This is a genomic window from Streptomyces sp. NPDC055025 (genome assembly GCF_053608565.1).
The window spans coordinates 1-20,941 of record NZ_JBSGVS010000025.1; the positions used below are offsets into that span (position 1 = coordinate 1).

At 69.8% G+C, this 20,941-nt stretch carries 17 protein-coding genes; 4 read left to right on the top strand and 13 right to left on the bottom strand.

Annotated elements, in window-relative coordinates; genetic code table 11:
- Nucleotides 1–68 precede the first annotated feature (68 nt).
- From ACWGDX_RS17165 to ACWGDX_RS17175, 3 genes are read right to left on the bottom strand one after another with little or no spacing between them, the layout of a single operon-like run.
- The gene (locus tag ACWGDX_RS17165; RefSeq protein WP_453626352.1) at nucleotides 69–2,825 is read right to left on the bottom strand and encodes an alkaline phosphatase family protein; all 2,757 of its coding nucleotides are present in this window, start codon (nucleotides 2,823–2,825) and stop codon (nucleotides 69–71) included.
- Nucleotides 2,825–4,234: an ABC transporter permease gene (locus tag ACWGDX_RS17170; RefSeq protein ID WP_453626354.1), complete on the bottom strand. Its 1,410-nt coding sequence runs from the start codon at nucleotides 4,232–4,234 to the stop codon at nucleotides 2,825–2,827. Before ACWGDX_RS17170 ends, ACWGDX_RS17165 begins: the two co-directional genes overlap by 1 nt.
- Complete coding sequence (locus ACWGDX_RS17175; protein WP_453626356.1) at nucleotides 4,231–5,172, bottom strand: ABC transporter ATP-binding protein; 942 nt, start codon at nucleotides 5,170–5,172, stop codon at nucleotides 4,231–4,233. Before ACWGDX_RS17175 ends, ACWGDX_RS17170 begins: the two co-directional genes overlap by 4 nt.
- Nucleotides 5,173–5,665: 493 nt before the next feature.
- Here ACWGDX_RS17175 and ACWGDX_RS17180 point away from each other — a divergent pair, with 493 nt between their 5' ends.
- Nucleotides 5,666–6,892: a hypothetical protein gene (locus ACWGDX_RS17180; RefSeq protein ID WP_453626357.1), complete on the top strand. Its 1,227-nt coding sequence runs from the start codon at nucleotides 5,666–5,668 to the stop codon at nucleotides 6,890–6,892.
- 272 nt (nucleotides 6,893–7,164) lie between these two features.
- Here the strand turns inward: ACWGDX_RS17180 and ACWGDX_RS17185 are convergent, their stop codons facing one another.
- The gene (locus tag ACWGDX_RS17185; protein WP_453626359.1) at nucleotides 7,165–7,833 is read right to left on the bottom strand and encodes a winged helix-turn-helix transcriptional regulator; all 669 of its coding nucleotides are present in this window, start codon (nucleotides 7,831–7,833) and stop codon (nucleotides 7,165–7,167) included.
- A 70-nt stretch (nucleotides 7,834–7,903) separates the two neighbouring features.
- On the opposite strand from ACWGDX_RS17185, the gene ACWGDX_RS17190 reads away from it, so the two are divergent.
- Entirely contained in the window at nucleotides 7,904–9,556 is a 1,653-nt protein-coding gene (locus tag ACWGDX_RS17190) for a DHA2 family efflux MFS transporter permease subunit (protein ID WP_453626360.1), read from the top strand.
- Nucleotides 9,557–9,620: 64 nt separating this feature from the next.
- Nucleotides 9,621–10,406 carry a hypothetical protein gene (locus tag ACWGDX_RS17195; protein ID WP_453626362.1) on the top strand — a complete coding sequence of 262 codons (786 nt, stop codon included), beginning with the start codon at nucleotides 9,621–9,623 and terminating at the stop codon, nucleotides 10,404–10,406.
- A gap of 264 nt (nucleotides 10,407–10,670) precedes the next feature.
- Here the strand turns inward: ACWGDX_RS17195 and ACWGDX_RS17200 are convergent, their stop codons facing one another.
- From ACWGDX_RS17200 to ACWGDX_RS17235, 8 genes are all read right to left on the bottom strand, one after another.
- Nucleotides 10,671–11,552: an alpha/beta fold hydrolase gene (locus ACWGDX_RS17200; protein ID WP_453626363.1), complete on the bottom strand. Its 882-nt coding sequence runs from the start codon at nucleotides 11,550–11,552 to the stop codon at nucleotides 10,671–10,673.
- 103 nt (nucleotides 11,553–11,655) lie between these two features.
- A complete protein-coding gene (locus tag ACWGDX_RS17205; protein WP_453626365.1) occupies nucleotides 11,656–12,273 on the bottom strand; it encodes a TOPRIM nucleotidyl transferase/hydrolase domain-containing protein in 618 nt (205 codons plus the stop codon).
- Nucleotides 12,274–12,503: 230 nt separating this feature from the next.
- Nucleotides 12,504–13,154 (bottom strand): hypothetical protein, encoded by a 651-nt coding sequence (locus tag ACWGDX_RS17210; RefSeq protein ID WP_453626367.1) that lies wholly within the window; start codon nucleotides 13,152–13,154, stop codon nucleotides 12,504–12,506.
- Between the two features lie 405 nt (nucleotides 13,155–13,559).
- Complete coding sequence (locus tag ACWGDX_RS17215; protein WP_453626369.1) at nucleotides 13,560–14,822, bottom strand: IS701 family transposase; 1,263 nt, start codon at nucleotides 14,820–14,822, stop codon at nucleotides 13,560–13,562.
- Nucleotides 14,823–14,890: 68 nt separating this feature from the next.
- Nucleotides 14,891–15,175, bottom strand: coding sequence for a hypothetical protein (locus ACWGDX_RS17220; protein ID WP_453626371.1), 285 nt, complete (start codon nucleotides 15,173–15,175; stop codon nucleotides 14,891–14,893).
- Nucleotides 15,176–15,262: 87 nt separating this feature from the next.
- Nucleotides 15,263–15,955 carry a response regulator gene (locus ACWGDX_RS17225; RefSeq protein ID WP_453626373.1) on the bottom strand — a complete coding sequence of 231 codons (693 nt, stop codon included), beginning with the start codon at nucleotides 15,953–15,955 and terminating at the stop codon, nucleotides 15,263–15,265.
- Nucleotides 15,956–16,240: 285 nt separating this feature from the next.
- Nucleotides 16,241–17,140: a universal stress protein gene (locus tag ACWGDX_RS17230; RefSeq protein ID WP_453626375.1), complete on the bottom strand. Its 900-nt coding sequence runs from the start codon at nucleotides 17,138–17,140 to the stop codon at nucleotides 16,241–16,243.
- Nucleotides 17,141–17,187: 47 nt separating this feature from the next.
- On the bottom strand, nucleotides 17,188–17,811 hold the full coding sequence (locus ACWGDX_RS17235; RefSeq protein ID WP_453626377.1) for a hypothetical protein: 624 nt from the start codon (nucleotides 17,809–17,811) through the stop codon (nucleotides 17,188–17,190).
- Between the two features lie 352 nt (nucleotides 17,812–18,163).
- Between ACWGDX_RS17235 and ACWGDX_RS17240 the strand changes: the two genes are divergently transcribed.
- The gene (locus tag ACWGDX_RS17240) at nucleotides 18,164–18,625 is read left to right on the top strand and encodes a Crp/Fnr family transcriptional regulator (protein ID WP_453626379.1); all 462 of its coding nucleotides are present in this window, start codon (nucleotides 18,164–18,166) and stop codon (nucleotides 18,623–18,625) included.
- A gap of 183 nt (nucleotides 18,626–18,808) precedes the next feature.
- Here the strand turns inward: ACWGDX_RS17240 and ACWGDX_RS17245 are convergent, their stop codons facing one another.
- A complete protein-coding gene (locus ACWGDX_RS17245) occupies nucleotides 18,809–20,539 on the bottom strand; it encodes a GAF domain-containing protein (RefSeq protein WP_453626381.1) in 1,731 nt (576 codons plus the stop codon).
- Nucleotides 20,540–20,941 lie beyond the last annotated feature (402 nt).

Genomic DNA, 20,941 nt, shown 5'->3' on the forward strand with positions numbered 1-20,941 from the left:
GCCCAGGGGCCCTTGCGACTGGCGGGAGTTCAGCCGGTGCCAGTCGGTGTCAGCCGGTGCAGTCGGTGTCAGTCGGTTTCGGACGAGGGGATGTAGGCGCCGGGTACGTCGTTGGGCGCGTGGATCTTGTTCTCGCCCGGGTAGGGCTTGGCCCAGTTGTGCGTCTCGTACCAGGTGAGATGGTCCATCTGCGCGGGGGGCGCGTAGTCGGGCACGGCATGGGGCCCGGTCAGCCGCTGGTGCGACTTCCAGTCGTTCCACTCGTTCGCGAGCGCCGTCATGCCCGCCGGGACCTTCGCCGCCGGCACGGCCGCGGCCTGGGAGTTCTGCGGGGCCGGGGTGTCCACGCCGCACGAAGGCGTGGTCTTCACGCCGTCGGTCAGCGAGACGCGGTTGGGCAGCGCGGTGAACGGGGTGAGGTCGGGCTTCTTGGTGAACGCCGAGGCCATCGGGGTGGCCGCGCTGTCCTTCTGGTTCATCGGGCGGATCCCGAGGATCTGCTCGATGGTCCGGATCATGGTGATCTGGGTGTAGTAGCGGCTGTCGACGACGCCGTGCCGGGCGTACGGGCTGATGATCTGGACCGGGGCGCGGTGACCGTCGACATGGTCGAGGCCGGCCTGGGAGTCGTCCTCGGTGACGAAGATCGCCGAGTCCTTCCAGTACTTGCTGTGCGAGATCTCGTCGACGATCCGGCCGACCGCGAGGTCGTTGTCCGCGACCTGGGCGGCCGGGCTGACCGGGCCGCCGGTGTGGTCGCTGGAGAGCCAGAACATGTTCAGGTTCGCCGGCCCGTTCTTCTTGAAGTCCTGCTTCCAGATCTCGGACCGGTAGACGTCCGGGACGCTGGTGTCGTACTTCGGGAAGGCGGGCACCGACACGTCGTTGAGCGACGGTATCGGCGAGGTCGAGGTGAGCGTGTAGGCGGACTGCTTGCCGGACGCCTTCATGTCCTTGGCGTCGCAGTACAGGTTCTGCCAGCTCGCGTCGGCGGGCTTGGACAGGAACTGGTGGAACTCGCCGAAGTTGCGCACCGACCTGCCGGCGGCCTGCGCGCCGGTCCAGATGAAGCCGGACTTCTGGTGGCCCAGCGCGTCGTCCTCGGTGTCGTAGCTGCGCAGGTACTCACCGGCCGAGGACTCGGTGTACTCGGGGTTGTCGGCCTGCATCAGCCAGTTGTGGCCCTCCGCGGAGTTCGTGCCGACGTCGTAGGTGTTGTCGTACAGGCCGAACTGCCCGGCCAGCGCGTGCTGGTTCGGGGTGACGTTCTCACCGAACTGGGCCAGCGACGCGTCGCCGTCGCCCTCGGGGATGTCGCCGAAGACCTGGTCGTAGGTCCGGTTCTCCTTGACGATCAGGAACACGTGCTTGATCGTCGAAGGGTCGCCGATCTTCACCGGCACCGGTACCGGCTTGGCCTTGCTCTTGCCGTTGGCCAGCCGGACGGAGTTGTCGGTCCAGCCGTTCTGCTTGAAGACCTTCTTCGTCTGGGACCTGATGGTCTTGTCGTCCGGGAGTGTGAAGTGCGTCAGGCTGGAGGTGGTGTCGTGGGTACCACGTCCGGCGGCGGTGGTGGGACGGCGCGCGTCGATACCGCGCGTGTTGGAGACGACGATCTCCTTGCCGACGGTCGCGATCTCCGCCGGGAAGTAGTCGGTCGGCAGCAGGCCCACGTAACTGACCGGCTCCTGAGCGGACTTGTACTTGTAGACGGCGACCGCGTTGGCGCGGCCGAGCGTCACCAGCAGGTGGTTGTCGCTGGTGAGCGTCACCGCGTTGGGCTCGTACCCGACCGACGCCTGGGGCCACGGCTGGGTGGAGATGGTCTGGACGACCTTGTCCTTGGCGGTGTCGATGACCGAGACACTGTTGTCGGCGGTGTTGGTGACGAACACCGTCTTCTTCGTGGCGTACACCGCGGTGGGGTGCAGACCCACACTGATGCTCCTGGCCGCGGCGGACGGGTCGGTCAGGTCGACGACACTGACCGTGCCGGTGGTGGTGGCACCCGTCACCGGGCTGGCCGGCACCTGCGTGCCGTAGGAGTTGATCGTGTCCTCACCGGGACCCGCCGGACGCCCGCCCTCGTTGCTGATGTAGAGCTTGTCGCCGACCCGGACCATGCCGCGTGGGGCGTTGCCCGTGTTCCAGCTCTGCTCGATGGCGCCGGTCGCCGCGTCGATGGCGACCACCCGGTTCTGCCCGTTGACCGCGGAGTAGACCGTGGAGCCGTCGGCGGAGAACACCGCGGCGGACGCCAGGGAGCGCTTGGAGCCCTGTGCCGGGATGGAGACGGTGGTCGGATTGGACAGACTGCCGTCCGGGTTCACCGTGAACTTGGTGTAGCCGTCGGCCCGGCCCAGCCACAACTGCTTGCCGTCGGGCGAGTAGGTCGGGCCTTCCTGGCCCACGTCACTACCGCTGATCTTCAGATCGGCCCCGGCGCCACTGCCGATGACCTGCTGAAGCCTGTAGTTCTTCAGGTCGATGATGTTCAGCACCATGCCGCCGTCGGTGACGGTGGCGGCCATGTGCTTGCCGTCGGGGCTGATGGTGGACGACATGATCTTGCCGTTGTTGACGACCAGACGCTTGCCGTAGGGGGCGAGGTACTGGTCGCTGGAGATCAGCTGCCCGTTGGTGGTGGTCTGCCCGACGTGCACCGTCCCGAAGGAGTCGGTCGCGGCGAACGCGGTACCGGCGGCCGCGACGGCCAGAACGGTGACCCCGGCGGTCATGAGCGGGACCCGGCGCCCGATCCGTCTGTTACCGAGATAGACGGCGTCGTCCTTCTCCGTCGGAATGCGGCGGCGTGCTACCTGCATCAAACTTTTCCTTTCGAGGTGGAAAGCAGTTCGACGTTGCTGTCGAACTGCCACAGCGGGTTCGGCGTGTCCCCGTAAGGGGTCCGCACCAGGAAGTAGCCATTGACTTCCTTCGGTCCGTCGCCGTCGGCGACGAACCGCCCGTCCGCGGTGAGGTCGAGTTGATAGATGGCCTGGCCGGTGGCCTCGCTGCCGGGCAGGTGCCACGACACGACGCAGCGCCAGTCGTTGCCCGCGCCCTCGGCGTCGTGGTCGACATTGCCCTTGGTGCACGCGGCGCTGGACTTCAGCTGCGCCTCGGTGACGGCGGGACGGTGGAGCTCGTCGGCCTGCATCCGGTAGAGATGCGCGAACGCCGTGGCCAGCGAGTGCTCCACCTTGGCCTGCTGGATGCCCGAGCTCGAGTAGCTCGCGGTCGTCACCGCGGGAAGGACCGCGATCGTCACGGCGAGCAGCCCGGCCAGCGGCAGGACTCCCGCGGTGAGCGCGCGGCGCGCCAGGCCGTCATCGGTCACATTGGTGAAGTCGCGCCGCAGGAAGAGCAGATAGGCCAGCGCCGTGGCGATCACGGCCCACACCAGGCTCACCACGATGCCGATCAGGAGCGGGCCGAGCTGCGCCGGGCTGGTGAACAGACCGTTCCACGCGATGAAGGCGTAGCCGGGCAGGGCCAGGCGCACGGCCGCGGGCAGCGGCAGCATCTGGGCCAGTTGCATCGCGAGCGCGACGAGCGCGGGCAGCAGCAGTCCCATCGGGGAGCGGCCCAGTGTGACGGACCCGAGGAGTCCGATCCCGGCGAGGGCCAGCGTCGGGGCGAGCACACACGCCCAGGCGAGCAGCACGGTGCCCGCGGCGCCGCCGGGCGTCATGAGGTGGTCGTCGAGGCCGACCAGCGGATGGTTGCCCACCGCCGCGAGCCCGCCGACGGTGCTGGACGTGACCAGGCCGACGACCAGCAGCAGGATGACGGTCAGGCTGGCCAGTACCTTCGCCGCGAAGATCCGCTGAGGCGACCGCACGGTCACGAGCAGATGGCGCCAGGTGCCGAGGCGGTCCTCGGCGGCGAAGACGTCGCCCGCGACCACCGACGTCAGCAGCGGAAGGGCCCAGGTGCCCGCGAAACCGAGCGTCACCAGCGGGCCCGCCCAGCCCGTGGCCTGCATCCAGCGGCCGAAGAGGGTGTCGACCGGCAGCGAGGTCTGCTGGCTCACCGCGACGACGAACAGCGCCGGTGCGATCCAGCAGGCGAGGACCAGCAGGCGGATCCGCCATTGCGAGACCAGCTTGACCAGTTCGAAGCGGTAGGCGCGGAACACCGGGACGCGGCGGGCACCGCCGTACGGGTGGTCCACGAGGGCTGCGGGCGCAGGCGCAGGTGCAGGTGCAGGCGTAGGCGCGGTCGCGGTCATCGGGAGTCCTCCTGCTGCTCGGTGAGGGCGAGGAACGCGGCCTCCAGCGGCGATACGACGGGTGCGAGCTCGCGCAGCGCGACGCCCGCCTCGACGAGCCGCACCACCAGTTCGTCGACGGCCGGCACCAGCGCCCGTACGACGAGTGCCTCGGCGTCGTAGCGCGGCTGGGCGTCGTGGACGATCAGAATCCCGGCGGTCTCGACGGCGACACGGCGGGCGGCTTGGGCGTCGGAGGTGATCAGCCGGTAGTCGAGTTCACGGTTCTCGGCCGCCAGCTTGCTCAGCGGGCCGGAGAAGACGACCTGCCCGGTGGCGAGGATGGTGACCTCCGAGCAGAGCTCCTCCAGGTCGTCCATACGGTGGCTCGACAGCACGACGCTCACTCCCTCCGCCGCGAGCCGGGTGAGCACCCGGTGCACATGTCTCTTGCCGGCGGGGTCCAGACCGTTGGACGGCTCGTCGAGCACGAGCAGCCGGGGCCTGGTGAGCAGGGCCGCCGCGAGACCGAGCCGCTGACGCATGCCGAGCGAGAAACCGCGGGTCTTGTCGTCGGCGACAGCGGTGAGCCCGACCTGATCGAGGGCGTCGTCGACCCCCGCCGCCCGTGCCTCGTGACCGCGGAGCGCGGCCAGCGCGGCCAGGTTCTGTCTTGCGGTGAGCGACGGGTACAGACCTGGTCCATCCACGAAACCGGCGACACCGTCAGGAGCGGCGAGCGCCCGCCCGACGGGCGTACCCAGGATCTCCAGCCGGCCCGCGTCGGCGACGGCCAGGCCCAGCAGAAGGCCGAGCAGCGTTGTCTTCCCGGCACCGTTCGGGCCCACCAGGCCGTGAATCTGACCTGAGGTCACGTCCAGATCGACGCCGTCGAGTGCGACGACATCGTCGAATGTCTTGGTGATCCCACGAGCCCGGATCGCGTTGAGTGTCTCCATGAGTCCCTTCCTTCACGGCCCTCACGGACGCTAGGTGGGCGGCGGAGCATTCAGACGGAAACCGAGTTGAACAGACGAAGAACGATTAACCGCCGTTCCGTCGCTGGATGGTGGTGAGAGCGTCGCCGGGCAATTCGACGCGCCGTGTATCACCGACCTGCCGACCTGCGCGACATGGTGCTCGGTCATCCTGAAAAACTACATCTTGCGGTTGAATCAAGGCGATTGTGTCGGATGTCCCAGTGGGGCGGGTTGGTCCATCCGCCGTCAGGTCACCGATGCGGCGGTCGACGATCTCCGTGCCGAAGCGCTGGACCCTGCCGCGTGGTTCGTGGAAAGTGGTCAGCGCGGATTGCGCCTAGACTCTCCGCCTGCCGATGACCGCCGACGCATGACGATCAGCCGCCCGCCGCTTGGCCCGAGAGTGTTGTGCCGGAGTTCCACCGCGGCGCATCACCTCATCCTCCAGCGACTCCGACGTACCGATTGAGCCATGCCCGAACTCACCTGTCCCCGCTGCCGGCACCAGGGGCAACAGCACCGCTGGTGGGCACACCGCCACGACGGCGTGATATGCCCGCGTTGCCATCTCACCGAACGGATCACCGAGGTCCTCGACGACGGCACCGGCCAGGTCTCCCCTGCCCTGCTGCCCCTGCACGAGGCCATCCGCACCCAGCCCCGTCCGGACGCCGGGCTGGTCTGGCTCGTCGGCAACCGGCACATCGCCCCCTTGCTGGCCGATCTGGCGACCGGCCGGCTGCCCCTCAGCCATGAATCCCTCAACGACCATCCCTCCCCGCAGTCCGCGGCACACCTGCGCGATCTGCTCGTCCAGCACAGGATCCTCGAACAGCGCGACCGCTATCTGGTCCAGTTCGAAGCCTGGCTCTCCCGGACCCTCGCCTCCATCGAGCTGGCGGAAGACCGGCAACTCATCGGCCGATTCGCCACCGGACACGCCCTGCGCCTGCGGGAACGCGCCACTCGGGAGCCCCTCACGCCGGGCCTGGTCGACCGTCCGCAGCACGAGATCAACTCCGCGAAGTCCTTCCTGGCCTGGCTGCGGGACCACGACACCACCCCGGCCACATGCACCCAGGCCCATATCGACACCTGGATCAGCACGGGCAGTACGAGCCGCCAAGGCACCCGGGCCTTGATCACATGGGGCGCCGGGGACGGAGCGTTCCCCCGCCACCTCAGCGTGCCGTACAACCTTCAGGTCACCCGCCGGCGGAAACCCGCACGCGGCACGTTCAGCCATGAGCAACGCCTGCGACTGCTGCGCGACATACTCGATCCCGCGACCGACTACATCCTCCGCGACCGCGCGGCCTTCATCATCCTGATCCTGTTCGCCCAGCCCCTGGCTCACATCACCGCGCTCACCATCGACGACATGGCCCTGAGCAACCACGAAGTCCGGATCAGCATCGACCGACCGCACGAACCGCGCCTGGTGCCCGATCCCTTCGCACCGGTCCTGCGCGACCACGCCCTCAACCGGGGTCCCCGCAACGTCGAGGCCAACCGCAGCAGTCCCTGGCTCTTCCCGGGCAACCGCCCCGGCCAGCACATCCATGCCAAGCACCTGAAGAACCACCTGAGCCGCTACGGCATCGAGGTCACCAGAACCCACCTCGCCGTCCTCCGGGCGCTGGCCCAGGAAATGCCACCCGCCGCCACCGCGTCGAGCCTCGCGGGCGACACTCACTGAAGCGGGTTCGCCCCCCGTTCAATCCCCGGGACGGCGTTCCGGATCGACCCGACCGGAAGCGCGGACCGGAAGTACGGACCGGAAGCACGGACCGTACTCACCGGGCTTGATGAGGGACAGGCCGTCGAGGTACCGATTCGGGCTGCCGCGTCGGTCACGCGCTCAAAGACGCTGTCTGTAGTCCGCCTCTTCTCTCCAGCGTCGCGGAGAGGACGGCCGGACGTACCGGGCGCGGCCTTACGAGGTCCTCGCCGACGGGGCGGAGCCGGCGCTCATCCCAGGACCTCGTCCTGAGCACGCGCCCGGTCCCGTGTGACCGGGCGGAGGCGGGTGAGCAGGTCCCGTCGGCCGGTGGTGGTGAGGCCGAGTTGGACAGCTCGTTCGAGGTCGATCACGCCACTGAGCAGGCCGAGGACGGCGCGGGGCGGGCCGTCCAGGACGAGGTCCGGGTCGGTGGCGCGGCCGAGGCGGGTGAGGACCTGGCCGTTACGCAACTCGATGACGGCCAGTTCGCCGGCCGCGATGAGCTGGATGACCGCGGGCGGGGCGTCCTGCTCGGCGTCGGTGGTGAACCACGCCGGGGCGTAGGCCAGCCACTGCGCCTGGAACGCGTCGTCCGGCCGTTCCTCCGCCATGAACCGGAGCCCCCACAGGCCGAGCGCCTTCAGGACCGGTTCCAGTTCCAGACCGGACTCGGTCAGCCGGTAGAGGACGGTGGCGATCGGCGGCGGTGCGTCCTCGCGGCTTATCAGCCCGGCGGCCTCAAGTTCCTTCAGGCGCGTCGACAACAGATTCGCCGCGACACCCGGCAGCCCGTTCTTGAGGTCCGTGAACCGGCACGGGCCCTGCAACAGCAGCTCCCGGGCGATCAGCAGCGTCCAGCGGTCACCCACCACGTCCAGGGCGCGGGCGATCGAACAGTACTGACCATAGCTCCGCATGCGCCCAGCCTACTACGAGAGGTAAAGTGGTTGGTAGAAAAAGTAAACTAGCTAGGTGTAATCTTCCACCATGACTCGTACGTCATCGAAACCACTGATGCTTGTCGCCCTCCTCACGGCGTCGTTCGTGATCAATCTCGACACCACGCTCGTCAATGTGGCGCTGCCGACCCTGTCGCTCGAACTGGACACCTCCACCGCCGAGTTGCAGTGGGTCGTGGACGCCTACAACCTGGTGTTCGCCGCCCTGCTGCTGACCTCGGGGAGCCTGTCCGACCGCTTCGGCCGCAAGGGCATGCTCATGGCCGGTCTGCTGGTGTTCGGCGTGGCCGGCTTCGTGGGCGGGTACGCCGGCTCACCGGAGGAGCTGATCGCGGCACGGGCCGTGATGGGCCTGGGGGCCGCGATGACCTTCCCGGGCACACTCGCCCTGCTCACCGGCGTCTTCACCAGCCGCAAGGAACGGGCGCTGTCCATCGGCCTGTGGGGCGCCACGGCCGGCGTCGCCATCGCGCTGGGGCCGATCGTGGGCGGCTTCCTGCTCCAGCACTACAGCTGGGCCAGCACCTTCTACGTTCTCGGCCCGATCTCTGCGGCCGTCATCGCCCTGGTGGCCCTGTTCGTCCCCAAGGAGCGGGATCGCGCACCGAACCGCCTGGACTACCCGGGCCTTGTCCTGTCCGGCGGCTTCATGGGACTGCTCGTCTACACCATCATCGAGGCCCCGAACCACGGCTGGTCATCCCCGGCGTCACTCGTCGGCTTCGCCGGCTCCGCGATCCTGCTGACCGCGTTCATCGTGAGCGAGCGCCGCGCCGACGAACCGATGCTCGACGTACGGCTCTTCAAGGACATGCGCTTCAGCGCCGCCAGCGCCGCGGTCACCATCGCGTTCTTCACCCTGCTCGGATTCATCTTCCTGATCACGCAGTACTTCCAGTTCATCCGCGGCTACAGCGCCCTGTCCACCGGGGTCCACCTGCTGCCGGTCGCGATCTCCGTCGCCGTGGGATCGACCCTCGGCACGCGGCTGGCGGTCCGTGCCGGCACCAAGGCGATCGTCACGGCAGGGCTGACCCTCCAGGCGGTCTTCTACTTCTGGGCCGCCGGCACCCTCAGCCCGACACTCGACTACGGGATCATCGCCGTCCAGATGGTCGTCTACGGCCTGGGCATGGGACTGACCTCCGCACCCGCGACCGAGTCCATCATGGGAGCCGTCGCGGCCGACAAGGCCGGCGTCGGCTCCGCCATCAACGACTCCACCCGCCTGCTCGGCGGAACCCTCGGTGTCGCCGTCATCGGCAGCGCCTACGCCACCCTGTACGACTCACGCCTCACCAGTACCCTTCCGCCACTGCCCTCCGGACTCACGGACCTCGCCCATCAGTCCGTCGGAGCGGCGTTCGGGGTCTCCGGCCGGTTCGCCGCCCTCGGCCAGTCCTCCACGGCCCAGGCCGTACATCGCGCCGCGAGTGACGCCTTCCACGACGGCCTCATTCTCGGCTGCGTCGTAGCCGGACTCGCCGCAGTCGCCGGCGCACTGCTCGCCGCGGCCTTCCTTCCCGCCCAGCCCCCGCAGCGGCCCGCACCGGACGACGCGGCCGACCCGTACGACACCGCCGACGCTGCCGACACCGCGGACCTGGCCGACGCGGCCGACCCGTACGACGCGGACGGCCCGGCCGACACCGCCGGCCACCGAGAGGCCCCGGTCCGATGAAACGAGCGACACCCGGCGTCTCCGCCGACCGCCGGAACGGTGTCTTCGCCGGCACCGAGATGAGATGACCGTGATGAATGAGGTGACCGTGATGATCGATGTGCCCGTCCAGGTCTGGATACTCACCCTCGTCGGCACCGCCGGGCTGGTCGGGTCGGTCGGCCTCGTGCTCTACCGGGGCGCGGAGCTCGCGGGTCTCGGCCGCCGCCGTGCGGTCGGGCTCGGTGTGGGCGCGGTGGTGCTGCTCGGCGGCTGGTTCACGACCAGCGGGGTGATCGCCGCGAACGGCTGGTACCTCAACAGGCCCGGACGGCTTCCCGGGCTGCCGATCGCTTTTGCCGCCGCGCTGGTCGTGCTGCTGGCCGCCACCCAGATCCCCGTGGTGGCCCGTGCTCTCGCCGCCCCGGGGATGCTCAGCCGTCTTGAACTGCCGCACACGTTCCGGGTGGTCGGGGTGGTGTTCCTGATCATGATGGCCCTCGGGCATCTGCCCGCGCTGTTCGCCCTGCCCGCCGGACTGGGCGACATCGCGACCGGGCTCGCCGCACCCTTCATCGCGCGCCGAATCGCGAAGGGCACCGGTCGCCGGACCGCCGTGCGGTTCAACGTGCTGGGCATGGTGGATCTCGTCGTGGCGCTGACCCTGGCGATCCTCATCGGCAATCACGTCCTCGACGTGACACCTTCCACACAGGCGATCACCCAACTACCGCTCGCCCTGATCCCCACGGCCGCCGTCCCGCTGCTGTTCACACTGCACATCACATCCCTGCGGCGACTGGCCGCCCTTGGACGGACGCGGCAAGGAACGACGAGCGGCGTCGGTGCTGGTCTCACACCGACGCGTTGACCTGCGAGGACGCCAGGGTGCCGTGTGTTTCCGCCACTTCGGCGCGGGCGGGCGCACGGTGCCCGCGTCCGCACGGTGTGGCCGCGATGACCGGAGCCGGCGACGACGAGACGATGAACTGCCCGCGCCTCCGTGACGAGCCGCCCTCGTAGGGCCGTACCGACCTGATCACGGCGCGCGCAGTCCCCTCACGGCGCGCACAGTCCCCGCGCGGGCCACGCGGAACGGGGTGGTCGAGCCCCGGCGCGGGACGGCCCTCGGCACTCAGCCGGTGTGCGATACCAAGGCATCGACGATCTCCGGCCAGAGCTGGCGTGGGCGGTCATGGCCCATGTCGGGAATCAACAGGAGTTCCGAGCCTCGCACCAGCTCCGCGGTGCGTCGCCCACCGCTGGGATCGATGAGTGTGTCGTCGAGGCCGTGGACCACCAGGGTCGGGATCCGGAGCCGCCGAAGAGCGTCGGCGCGTGAGCCGGCGAGGGTCATCGCCGCGAGTTGGCGTGCGAGACCGGCCGGGTAGTAGGCGCGATCGTAGCTTCTGGCGGCCAGTTCGCGAACGGCTTTGGGGTCGCCGTAACGCTTGGAGGCCCACACCAGCTCCCGTTCCGCCGCTGTGATGTATCCCTCGCGGTCCGACGGCTTCGGGCTGGAGAGCACCGCTCGGGCCTCGGGGCTGGACCGGCCGTATTCGGTCTCGCCGGTCGAGGACATCATCGACGTCAAGGACAGCAACCGCTCGGGCTGTGTGACCGCCATCGTCTGGGCGATCATGCCCCCCATCGAGGTTCCGACCACATGCGCCCGTTCGATGCCGAGCGCCGTGAGCAGACCGAGGCCGTCGTCGGCCATGTCCCGGAGGGTGTACACGAGCATCCCCAGGGCGGAGGGAATATCGCCCGAACTCACCTTGGCGATGAACTGGCCCATGTCGACGGGGCGATCGTCGAACTTCGTGGACAGCCCGCAGTCACGGTTGTCGTAGCGGATCACGTAGCGGCCACGCTGAGCCAGCGCACGGCAGAAGTCGTCGTGCCAGGCGATCATCTGGGCACCGAAGCCCATCACCAGCAGGACAGGCGCGTGGGAGGGGTCACCGAAGGTCTCGTACTCGACGGACACCTTGGGCGAGACTTCAACGTTTGGCATGGCTCGGAGTGTCCCCCATCGCCTGCCGGAACGCACACCGTTATGGGAGCCACCGAAGCCCCACGGATGCGCGTCGTGCCGGCCGGGATCGACGGCGCCGGGGTCAGAGGCTGGAGAGCAGGCGGTCGAGTGGGGCTGGGACCTGGTCGGGGTCGAGGGCCTCGACGAGTACCCGGCCGTAGTGGATCTTGCGCCCCTTCTTCGTTCCGAGGAAGCGCCTGAACTGCTGCCGCGGGGCGCGGCCCTGCTGCGCGGGCTGACGCAGGAAGGTCTGGAGGGCACGCAGGTCGCCTTCCGCCCGGACGAGCTCCGCCACCCGTGTCACGCCCAGCACGCGGATCAGCTCGTCTTCCAGATCTGCCGCGCAGACGAAGAAGCCTTGCTGTGGCGCACCGACCCGTTCGAAGCCGCGTGCGTAGTAGGGACGCTCCGCCTCGTCGCACAGTCCCGTGAGGCGGAGGTCCAGACCGGGGGAACCGAGGAGCCGGGCGTAGCGCCCGACGCTCATCGCACCGCCGATCGGCAGAACGCAGACCCCTTCGGCCGCCAGGTTCCGGCCGCGGCTCTTCGCCAGTGTGTCGACCGCCGCGACGTCGCTCGGCCCTTCGAGCAGGACGGCCGCCCGGACGGGCAGCCGCGCGGCCAGCTCGTGCGCGGGCTCGCCGGGGCCGCCCGCCGCCCACGCGGTGACCGCGTCCCGGAACGCCCCCATGTCAGCCATGTGACGAGTCTCAGCCCGTTCCGGCCGGAGCGCGAGGGAATTTCCGCGGGTGCGGCGGCGTCGGCCCGTACGACCAGGGCGAAGCCCCCGTGCCCCAGGAAGGAGACCGCTGTGCGAGGTGCCGGGGCGTCACCGGACCCCGGTGTACTGCGGAAGGAATCCGTTCAGCGGTCCCGCTCGGGCACCGGGCGGTCGTCCTCGGCGGGTCGGCCCTCGGCACAACGGGAGGCTCACAGCCGCTCCGGCAGACATGTCCTGTGCAGATCTCCGGCGAGGGCGTTGTGCGCGTGTGCGCGCATTCGGGAGGCGTATGTTCCGTCATCGATGAGCGAGGAGTAGCTGTCTTCCCGGCGAGAGATGATGCCGGCCGTGTCCGCGAGGTAGACGTCCAGGCCGGGATACATCAACTCGACGCACGGCAGGTCGTCCACGTCGAGGGCGAAGACCGGATACTCGCCGTATTCATCGGGCTCGCCTGTGGCCAGGACCCGCCGGGAATCGGATCCTCCTGGGAGGAGGAAGCACTCGTCGAGGCGGGCCGACAGCGCTTCGAATCCCTCTCCCCAGCCGTCGCCGAACTCGTCGCGAGCGAGCCGTCCGACGGTCCGTGGCGTGAAACGCAGGTCCGAGTCGAACCAGCCGAACCGGCGCAGGAGGCTGGAGTCGAACGTCAGCCAGCGGCGCAGGCTGGGCGGCAACGGCCGCCCGCTGGGGAACACCATTGAGGCGAGCTCGTCGCCGGGCACCGGGTCCGCCGCCGCGGCGAGCCACGGCCCCGCCCGCGTGTCGTAGTCCAGGACCAGCCGGTGCGGGTCCGCTTCGACGGAGGCGATGACGCGGTCGGTGAGTTCGACGCCGTGGGCGTCGGAGGGAAGGACCATGCTCTGAACGTCCTGTTCGCAAGGTGCTCGCGGATGCTCGGCCGACGCGAGGCTACTGCCGGGCACTGACATCTGCCGGGCACTGACATCGATGCTGACAGTCAGGTTCCGGCGGTGGCGGCCGGGGCACCGGCTGCCGTCCTGCTGGGCTGTCTTCCGACTGCTTGGGGGACTCACCGTTCGCGTGGCCACGCCGCACCCCGGGTCCCGCCCTTGTTCGTGAGCGTCTGTGGACGGCCTTGGCGCAGGGGCTTCGTAGCCGCACGCGGTCGGACACTCAGGCCGTGCCTCTAGTAGGGCTTGGTCAGGTTGGTATCGGTTCTGGCGTGTTGCGGTGGCAGGTGGGGCAGGCGCCGGTCCAGACCGCGAGGAGCAACTGCAGTTCGCGGGTGACCTGGTAGAGGCTCAGGCCGGCGCCGTCTCTTTTGGGGACCGGGTGATGCGCTGGAGGGTGCGGAAGGCGTGGGCGGCGGAGACGAGGGTGACGTGGTGGTGCCAGCCTGGCCAGGTGCGGCCTTCGAAGTGGGCCAGGCCCAGGGCCTGTTTCATCTCGCGGTAGTCGTTTTCGATGCGCCAGCGTAGTTTCGCGGTGCGCACGAGGGTGGCCGGTGGGGTGTCGGCGGGAAGACTGGACAGCCGGAACTGCACGGGTTCGCGCTCGGTGGCGGGCCATTCGGCCAGCAGCCAGCGCACGGGCAGTTCGGGCCCGTCGGCGTTCTTGCGGATCTCTCGGCCGGCGGGCCTGATCCGCAGAGCCACGAACCGTGAGTACATGCGCTTGAGACCGCTGCGGCCGCTGCCCGGCCGGGAGCCTTCCCGCCACTGCACCGGCCGGGCGGCTTGCCTGCCGGCCGCGATGACCAGCTCCTTCACCGTCCGGGCCGGCTCGGGGTAGACGGGCCGGGGCCTTGGGCCGCGTCCGCCGTAAGGCACGGTACGGGGCCGTGCCGCTTCCGGGTGGGCGGTGGTCGTGGTGGAAATGCCGACCGCGTAACTCAGGCCGCGTTCTTCCAGGCCCAGCCGGAAGACCGCCGTATCGCCGTAGCCCCCGTCGGCGACGACGAGCGGGACATCGACGCCCCATGACCTGGTCTCGTCGATCATGTCCAGGGCCAGCTGCCACTTCTCCACATGGCCGACATCGGCGGGGATACCGCACCGGATGCGGCGGGCCACCCTGGCCGGATCGGCCTTCGGTGAGGCGGGATCCCAGCTCTCGGGCAGGAACAGACGCCAGTCGACAGCTGCCGACGCATCGTCGGATGCCAGGTGCAGGGACACCCCGGCCTGGCAGTTGGTGACCTTGCCCGCGGTGCCTGTGTACTGCCGGGCCACACACGCCGAGGCGTCACCGTCCTTGAGGAACCCGGTGTCGTCCACGATCAGCGCGGTCGGCTTGATCACGTGCTGCATCCGCCAGGCCAGACGGGCGCGGACATGCGCCGCGTCCCACGGGCTGGTGGTGATGAAATGTGCCAGGGCCTGCCGGTTGCCGTCCTCGCCCAGGCGGGCGGCCATCGGCTCCACCGACTTGCGCCGCCCCTCCAGCAACAACCCCCGCAGATAGACCGTTCCCCACCGGCGTTGATCCGCCCGCGCGAACGGCTCGAACACCTCCGCCGCGAAGTCCTCCAGATCACACCGGACCGCAGCCAGCTCCCCACCCATCACAACAGGTCAACGGAGCAAGCAATCAAACGGACACGCCACCGGCGAGTGAACCTGACCAGGCACTACTAGAGGCCACGTAGCGCCTCATACAGATCGCCGTAGGGAGTCCAGCAGTCGACGCTTCCGTCGTCGTACAGGCTGCCCATGTACCAATTGTCGTCGTGGACGGGCTTCACGAGGCACAGGTCGTGGAAGCCGAGAACGATCTCCGGCTGCATCGCCTCGTCGGCTCCGGTGACGTCGACCCACTTCACCGTTCGGTCGGGATCCAGGGCGACGGCCTCGTAGTCGCCGGACACTTCGCGGATCCGGTCGAGAGTCCACCCCTCGGGGAGCTGCGCGTTCGCCATCCGGGGATGATCTCACCCACCGGGTGAACCCGCTCAGGAACTTTCGCCAGGGCCCCGGACGCCGCCGAATTGCGGCTACCGCCGGAACTATCCGTGTGCGGGGTGCCGCGGAGCGGTCTGCGTCGCCAGGACGGCTGCCTGGACGCGCCGCTCCACGCCGAGTTTGGCGAGGAGCCGGGAGATGTTGTTCTTGACCGTCTTCTCCGACAGGAAGAGACGTTTGCCGATCGCGGCGTTGGTCAAGCCTTCGCCGATCAGGTCCAGGATCTCCCGCTCCCGTGGGGTGAGACCGGCCAGTGCCGACGCCTTGTCTCCCTGAGCGGGCTCCTTCCCGCGCAGGCTGCTCATCAGGCGGGTCGTGGTGGCCGGGTCGAGCATCGACTGGCCGGAGGCGACGGTACGGATCGCGGCGACCAGGTCGTTGCCCTTGATCTCCTTGAGGACGTAGCCCGAGGCCCCGGCCATGATCGCGTCGAGGAGGGCATCGTCGTCGTCGAAGGACGTCAGCATCAGGCAGGCGAGCCGGGGCATTCTCGACCGCAACTCCCGGCAGACCGTGATGCCGTCGCCGTCGGGCAGCCGTATGTCCAGCACGGCGACATCGGGGCGGAGCGCCGGCCCCCGCGCCAGGGCCTGTTCCGCCGTCCCCGCCTCGCCGACCACCTCGATGCCGGCCTCCGCGTCCAGCAGGTCGTGCACACCTCGCCGGACCACCTCGTGGTCGTCGAGCAGGAAGACCCGGATCGGCTCCTGCGGTGGAGAGTCCTGACTGTCTGTCATCGTGGCCCTTCGCGGTCTCGGGAGTACGTTCCCCGGCACTGCCCATAGTGGACCGTCCCGCGGCGGCCGACCAGGGCGTCCGTCCACGGCAGTCCGTCATCGGCGGTTCCGCGGGTGCGTGAAGGCGTCGGGTGCGTGAAGGCGTCGGCGACGGCCTCTCCGTCGGTGGCGGCTCCTCCGCCGGTGACGATTCCTTTGTCGGCGACGGCTCCTCCGTCGGTGGCGACCCCTCGGTCGGTGACGGCCCGTCGGGGTCCATCCACCGACGGGCCGTCGCCGAAGACCTCAGCCGTGTGGAACCACCGCCACCGGGCACGCGGCGTGAGCGATCACCGAATGGGCCACATGGCCGAGACGGGCCCCGAGGCGGGACGTGCGCTCCCGCCGGCCGAGTACGAGCAGAGCCGTGCCCGAAGCCGCCTTCACCAGCTGGTCCGCGGACCGGGCCATGACCGCGTCGGCCATGACGGGGACATCCGGGTACTTCTCCTGCCACGGCCGCAGTACGGCCGCCAGGTCATCGGCACGCTGCGCGGCCAACAAGTCCTGGGACAGCGGCATTTGGGCGGCGGCGATCGAGTAGGCCAAGGGCAGACCGTAGCCATGCAGGGCGTAGAGGGACGCGCCGCGGCGGCGGGCCGCTTCGAAGGCGAACCTGATCACCTCGTCACAGGGATGCGCCAGGTCGATTCCGAGGACGACCCGGCCCGGCGAGCCGGCGCCGGGGGGCGGGTCCGCCGTGGTGCCCGGGTGGGGCGCCGGCCGTACGAGAACCACCGGACGCGTGGCGTGGGCCACGACGTCCGAGGCGACGGAGCCGGCGAGAAATCCGGCCGCACCGCTCAGGCCCCGCGACCCGAGCACCAGTGTCTCGGCCTCCTCGGCCGCTTTCAGCAGGGTGGGGACCGGGGGTCCTTGGATCAGCTCACCGGTCGGACGGGTGCCGGGGAACCGTGTCGTGAGGTGTTCCTCGGCCTCCCGCAGGGAGCGGCCCGCCCCGTCCTGCCGGGCGGCCAGGTCAGCCGCGGAGCTCGACGGGTGCGGGCTCGACGGGTACAGGACTCCCTCCCAGGCACGTACCAGCCGCAGGGGAAGGCCGCTCAACGCGGCTTCGGCGGCGGCCCATTCGGCCGCTGCGAGACTCTCCGGGGATGCGTCGACGCCTGCGACTACGGGGCGGAGCATGGTGTACCTCCTGGTGGATTTCACGGTGAACGCGTGCGGTCGGGCCGTCAGACCAGCCAGCGGTGGTCCCGTACGACCGGGAGGTTCTGCCATACACCGCCCAGCCCCCACGTACGGCCCGCCGCGGCGACGGCCAGGGCGATCATGACGACCGCGTACACGAGGTGGTAGTCGACGACCGGGTTCGAGGACATGCTCGGCGCGCCGTCGGACAGGCTCTTGGCGGGGGGCCATTCGGCCGCCCACATCAGTGCCATCATCACCGTGCCGGCGGCGGCGGTCAGGCGCAGGGCGATACCGCTGGTGAGCGCGAGGCCGATGCCCAGGAGCCCCAGCATGAAGAGCCAGTCGGCCCAGGTCGCGCCGGCCCAGGAGTGGAACGTCGACTCGAACGGTCCCGCGGCGACACCGCTCAGGAAGCCCTTCGTCGGGGAACCGCCGTTGATCCAGGCGCCCTTGGGCGGGGTGGCGTACCCCCAGCCGAACGCCTTGTCGAAGAAGGCCCAGAGGAAGACGGACCCGAGCAGGATGCGTGCGGTGGCGGCGATCCGCGCGAACGTTCCGCCGGCGGCCAGGGGCTCGGCGGTGTGGTCCGTCGTGGTGGAGTGTGCGGCCCCCTTCAGCGAGAGGAGGCGGAATCCGGTGTGACGGGGGCTCTGGTGAACGGCCATGTCTGTCATCCCTTTCAGGGGCGAGCGGCGCGGTGAACGGGTGTCCGTCGTGCGTTGGCCTGTCGTGTCCGATCCGGTGCGTGTCCGATCCGGTGCGTGTCCTCAATCTCCCGCGGCGGGCACGGGTGGCGCCGCTGCCGCTCGGGTCGTCTCCGCAGGGCCGAACGTCCCTGCGCCGAGGCCCGGTTGGGCCCGCTGGACCTGGTGCGCCGGTCCGTTGATCCCGGCCGGCACATGAGGGCCGTTCGGCCCTCAGGCCGTACCCGGACAGCCCTGGAAGGGATATGACCGCGGGTCGGAATCTGGTGGGACTCCCACCGTGCCGGGAATCCGCGACAAGGAGACACAAGCGATGACGACGAAGGCCACCACCCTGGTGGGCTCCTTGCCCGCCGCCCATCGTGAGCGGCTCATGCACGTCGCCCGCGAGGTCAACATCCCCCAGGGCACCCGGCTCTTCGAGGAGGGGCACCGTGCCGATCGCTTCTGGGTCGTGCGTACCGGCTGTGTCACCCTCGACATACGTGTGCCGGGCCGTCGCTCCCCCGTGATCGAGACCTTGGGCGCGGGGCAGCTCGTCGGGTGGTCCTGGCTGTTCGCGCCGTTCGTGTGGCATCTGGGCGCGGAGGCCATGACCCCCGTACGCGCCTGGGAGTTCGACGCCGTCGCCGCACGTCTCCTCTGCCAGGACGACCCGGTCCTCGGCGCTGCCGTGGCCCTGTGGGTGGGCCAGGTGGTCTCCCTCCGGCTGCACACCACCAGGACCCGGCTGCTCGACCTGTACGGCCCCTACGGCAGCGGACCCGCCCCCTGAGCCGACGTCCGGCAGGGGCTCGCCGCCGGCCACTCGATGCCGGACCGCCCGGCAGCCGGTCCTGCCGCTCCGAGGGGGACCGTACGGACAGCCCCTGGCACGGACAGCCCCTGGCACAGCTCCTGGCACGGACAGCCCCTGGCACAGCTCCGGAGGACCAGGGACGGCCGAACCGCCCAACCGTCAGCCGGCCGAAGCGTCCCGCAGCGGCACCTGCCACACCAGTCGGGCGCCGCCGGCCGACGGGGTGTCGTGGGTGAAGGTGCCGCCCAGTTCCTTTGCCCGCCGCGCGATGTTCTTCAGTCCGCTGCGCGCCGCCCCCGGCGGGATGCCGATGCCGTCGTCCGCCACGCTCAGCGCCAACCGGCCCTCCCTCACGGCGACATGGACGTCCACCGTGCGCGCCGCAGCGTGGCGCGCTGCGTTGCTGAGGGCCTCCACCAGCACCGCGATCAGGTGATCGGCGATGTGGTGCGGGACCTCGGTGTCGACGAGCCCTTCGATACGCACCGCCGGGCTGAAGCCCAGCGCGGCGGCCGCTCCGTCCACCGCGACGGCCATCCGGGCGCGTACGCCGTCGTCCGCCCCGCCCGACCGCTGGACGCGCAGGCCGAAGATGGTCGAGCGGATGATCTTGATGGTGTCGTCGAGGTCGTTGACGGCGCGCTCGATGCGTTCGGCGGCTCCGGGGTGCTGGTCGAACTTCTGGATGCTCTGGAGGGTCATACCGGTGGCGAACAGCCGTTGGATGGCGAGGTCGTGGAGGTCACGGGCGATACGGTCGCGGTCCTCCAGCAGGGCGATCTGCTCGGCGTCGCTGCGGCGTTCGGCCAGTTCCATGGCGAGCGCGGCCTGTCCGGCAAAGCCGAGCAGCGGTGCCGACTGCGTACGCGCGAACGGTTCGCGCCCCGTGGTGCGGGCCAGCAGCAGCACCCCGCGTACCCGGTTCCCGGTGCCCAGCGGGACCGCCACGGCCGGCCCCATGCCCGCCCAGCGGGACTCGGAGCCGATGACCCGCTCGTCCGTGGCGATGTTCATGCTGAGGACGGGTTCCGCACTGGTGAAAGCCGCGCTGATGAAACCGTCCTGGACCTCTGGCGCGGGGCCCCTGTGGATCCGGGCGTCCTGCCCGACCACCAGGGCGGTGCGGAGGTCGCCGGTGCCCGCGAGGGGTTCGGCCACCAGCCCCAGGTCGGCGGAGAGTATCTGTCCGGCGCGTTCGACGATCAGCTCCAGCACCTGCGCACGCGGGGCACCGGAGAGCAGGCTGTTGGTGACCTCGGCGCTGGCTGTCAGCCACTGTTCCCGATTGCGTCCCTCCTCGTAGAGGCGCGCGTTCTCGATCGCCACACCGGCCGCGACCGCCAGGGTCGACAGGACCGACTGGTCCTCCGCGTCGAACTCGCGGGCGCTGCGCTTCTCCGTCAGGTACAGATTCCCGAACACCTCGTCCCGCACCCGGATGGGCACACCGAGGAACGAGCGCATCGGCGGATGGTTGGCGGGAAGGCCGGAGGACGACTCGTGGTCGCCCAGCTCCGCCAGGCGCAACGGCTGCGGGTGGCGGATCAGCTCACCCAGCAGGCCGTGCCCGCTGGGCAACTCGCCGATCCGGGAGCGCAGTTCGTCGTCGATGCCCACGGTGATGAACGCCGACAACCGCTGCTCGCCGCCGATCACCCCGAGCGCGCCGTACTCGGCGTCCACGAGTACCACGGCCGCCTCGACTATGCCCTTCAGCACCTGCGGGAGGTCCAGCTCGCGGCCGACCGAGAGCACCGCTTCGAGGAGGCTGTGCACACGGTCACGCGTGCCGCGTACGGCTTCGATCCGGACCTGGAGCTCCTCCAGCAACTCGTCCAGCCGCAACCGCGGAAGCCCTTGACCCGTCGTGCCGTCCCCGTCCGTCCGCACAGATCCTCCAGCCACTCGCCATCGCCCGGTGGAACACGACACGCGCCACGATAGACCGCCCCCGGGGGACCAACGCGGCCCGCCATATGGCCACCGCGCCGCCCACCCCCACCCCGCTCACCCTCGACGTGCGGCGTGCGGCGTGCGGAGGACGCCGGCCCCTGACCATGAGCGCACCCGTCCGCCCTCACGTGCCGACCAATGGCGCTTGCGGCGGCCCGTCGGCCGATCGGGCCGCGCGCACCCCGATCGGGTGGGTCGCGGACCACCGCCGCCCTGATGCCGCGTCAGTTGACCAGACTCGAAGCAGCGGCCAAGCGCACCAGGGCAAATGGAGAAGCACAACTGGAGTACCAGGTGTTCATGGTTCTGGGAGGACTACGCGGTCCAACCCGAGCCGGC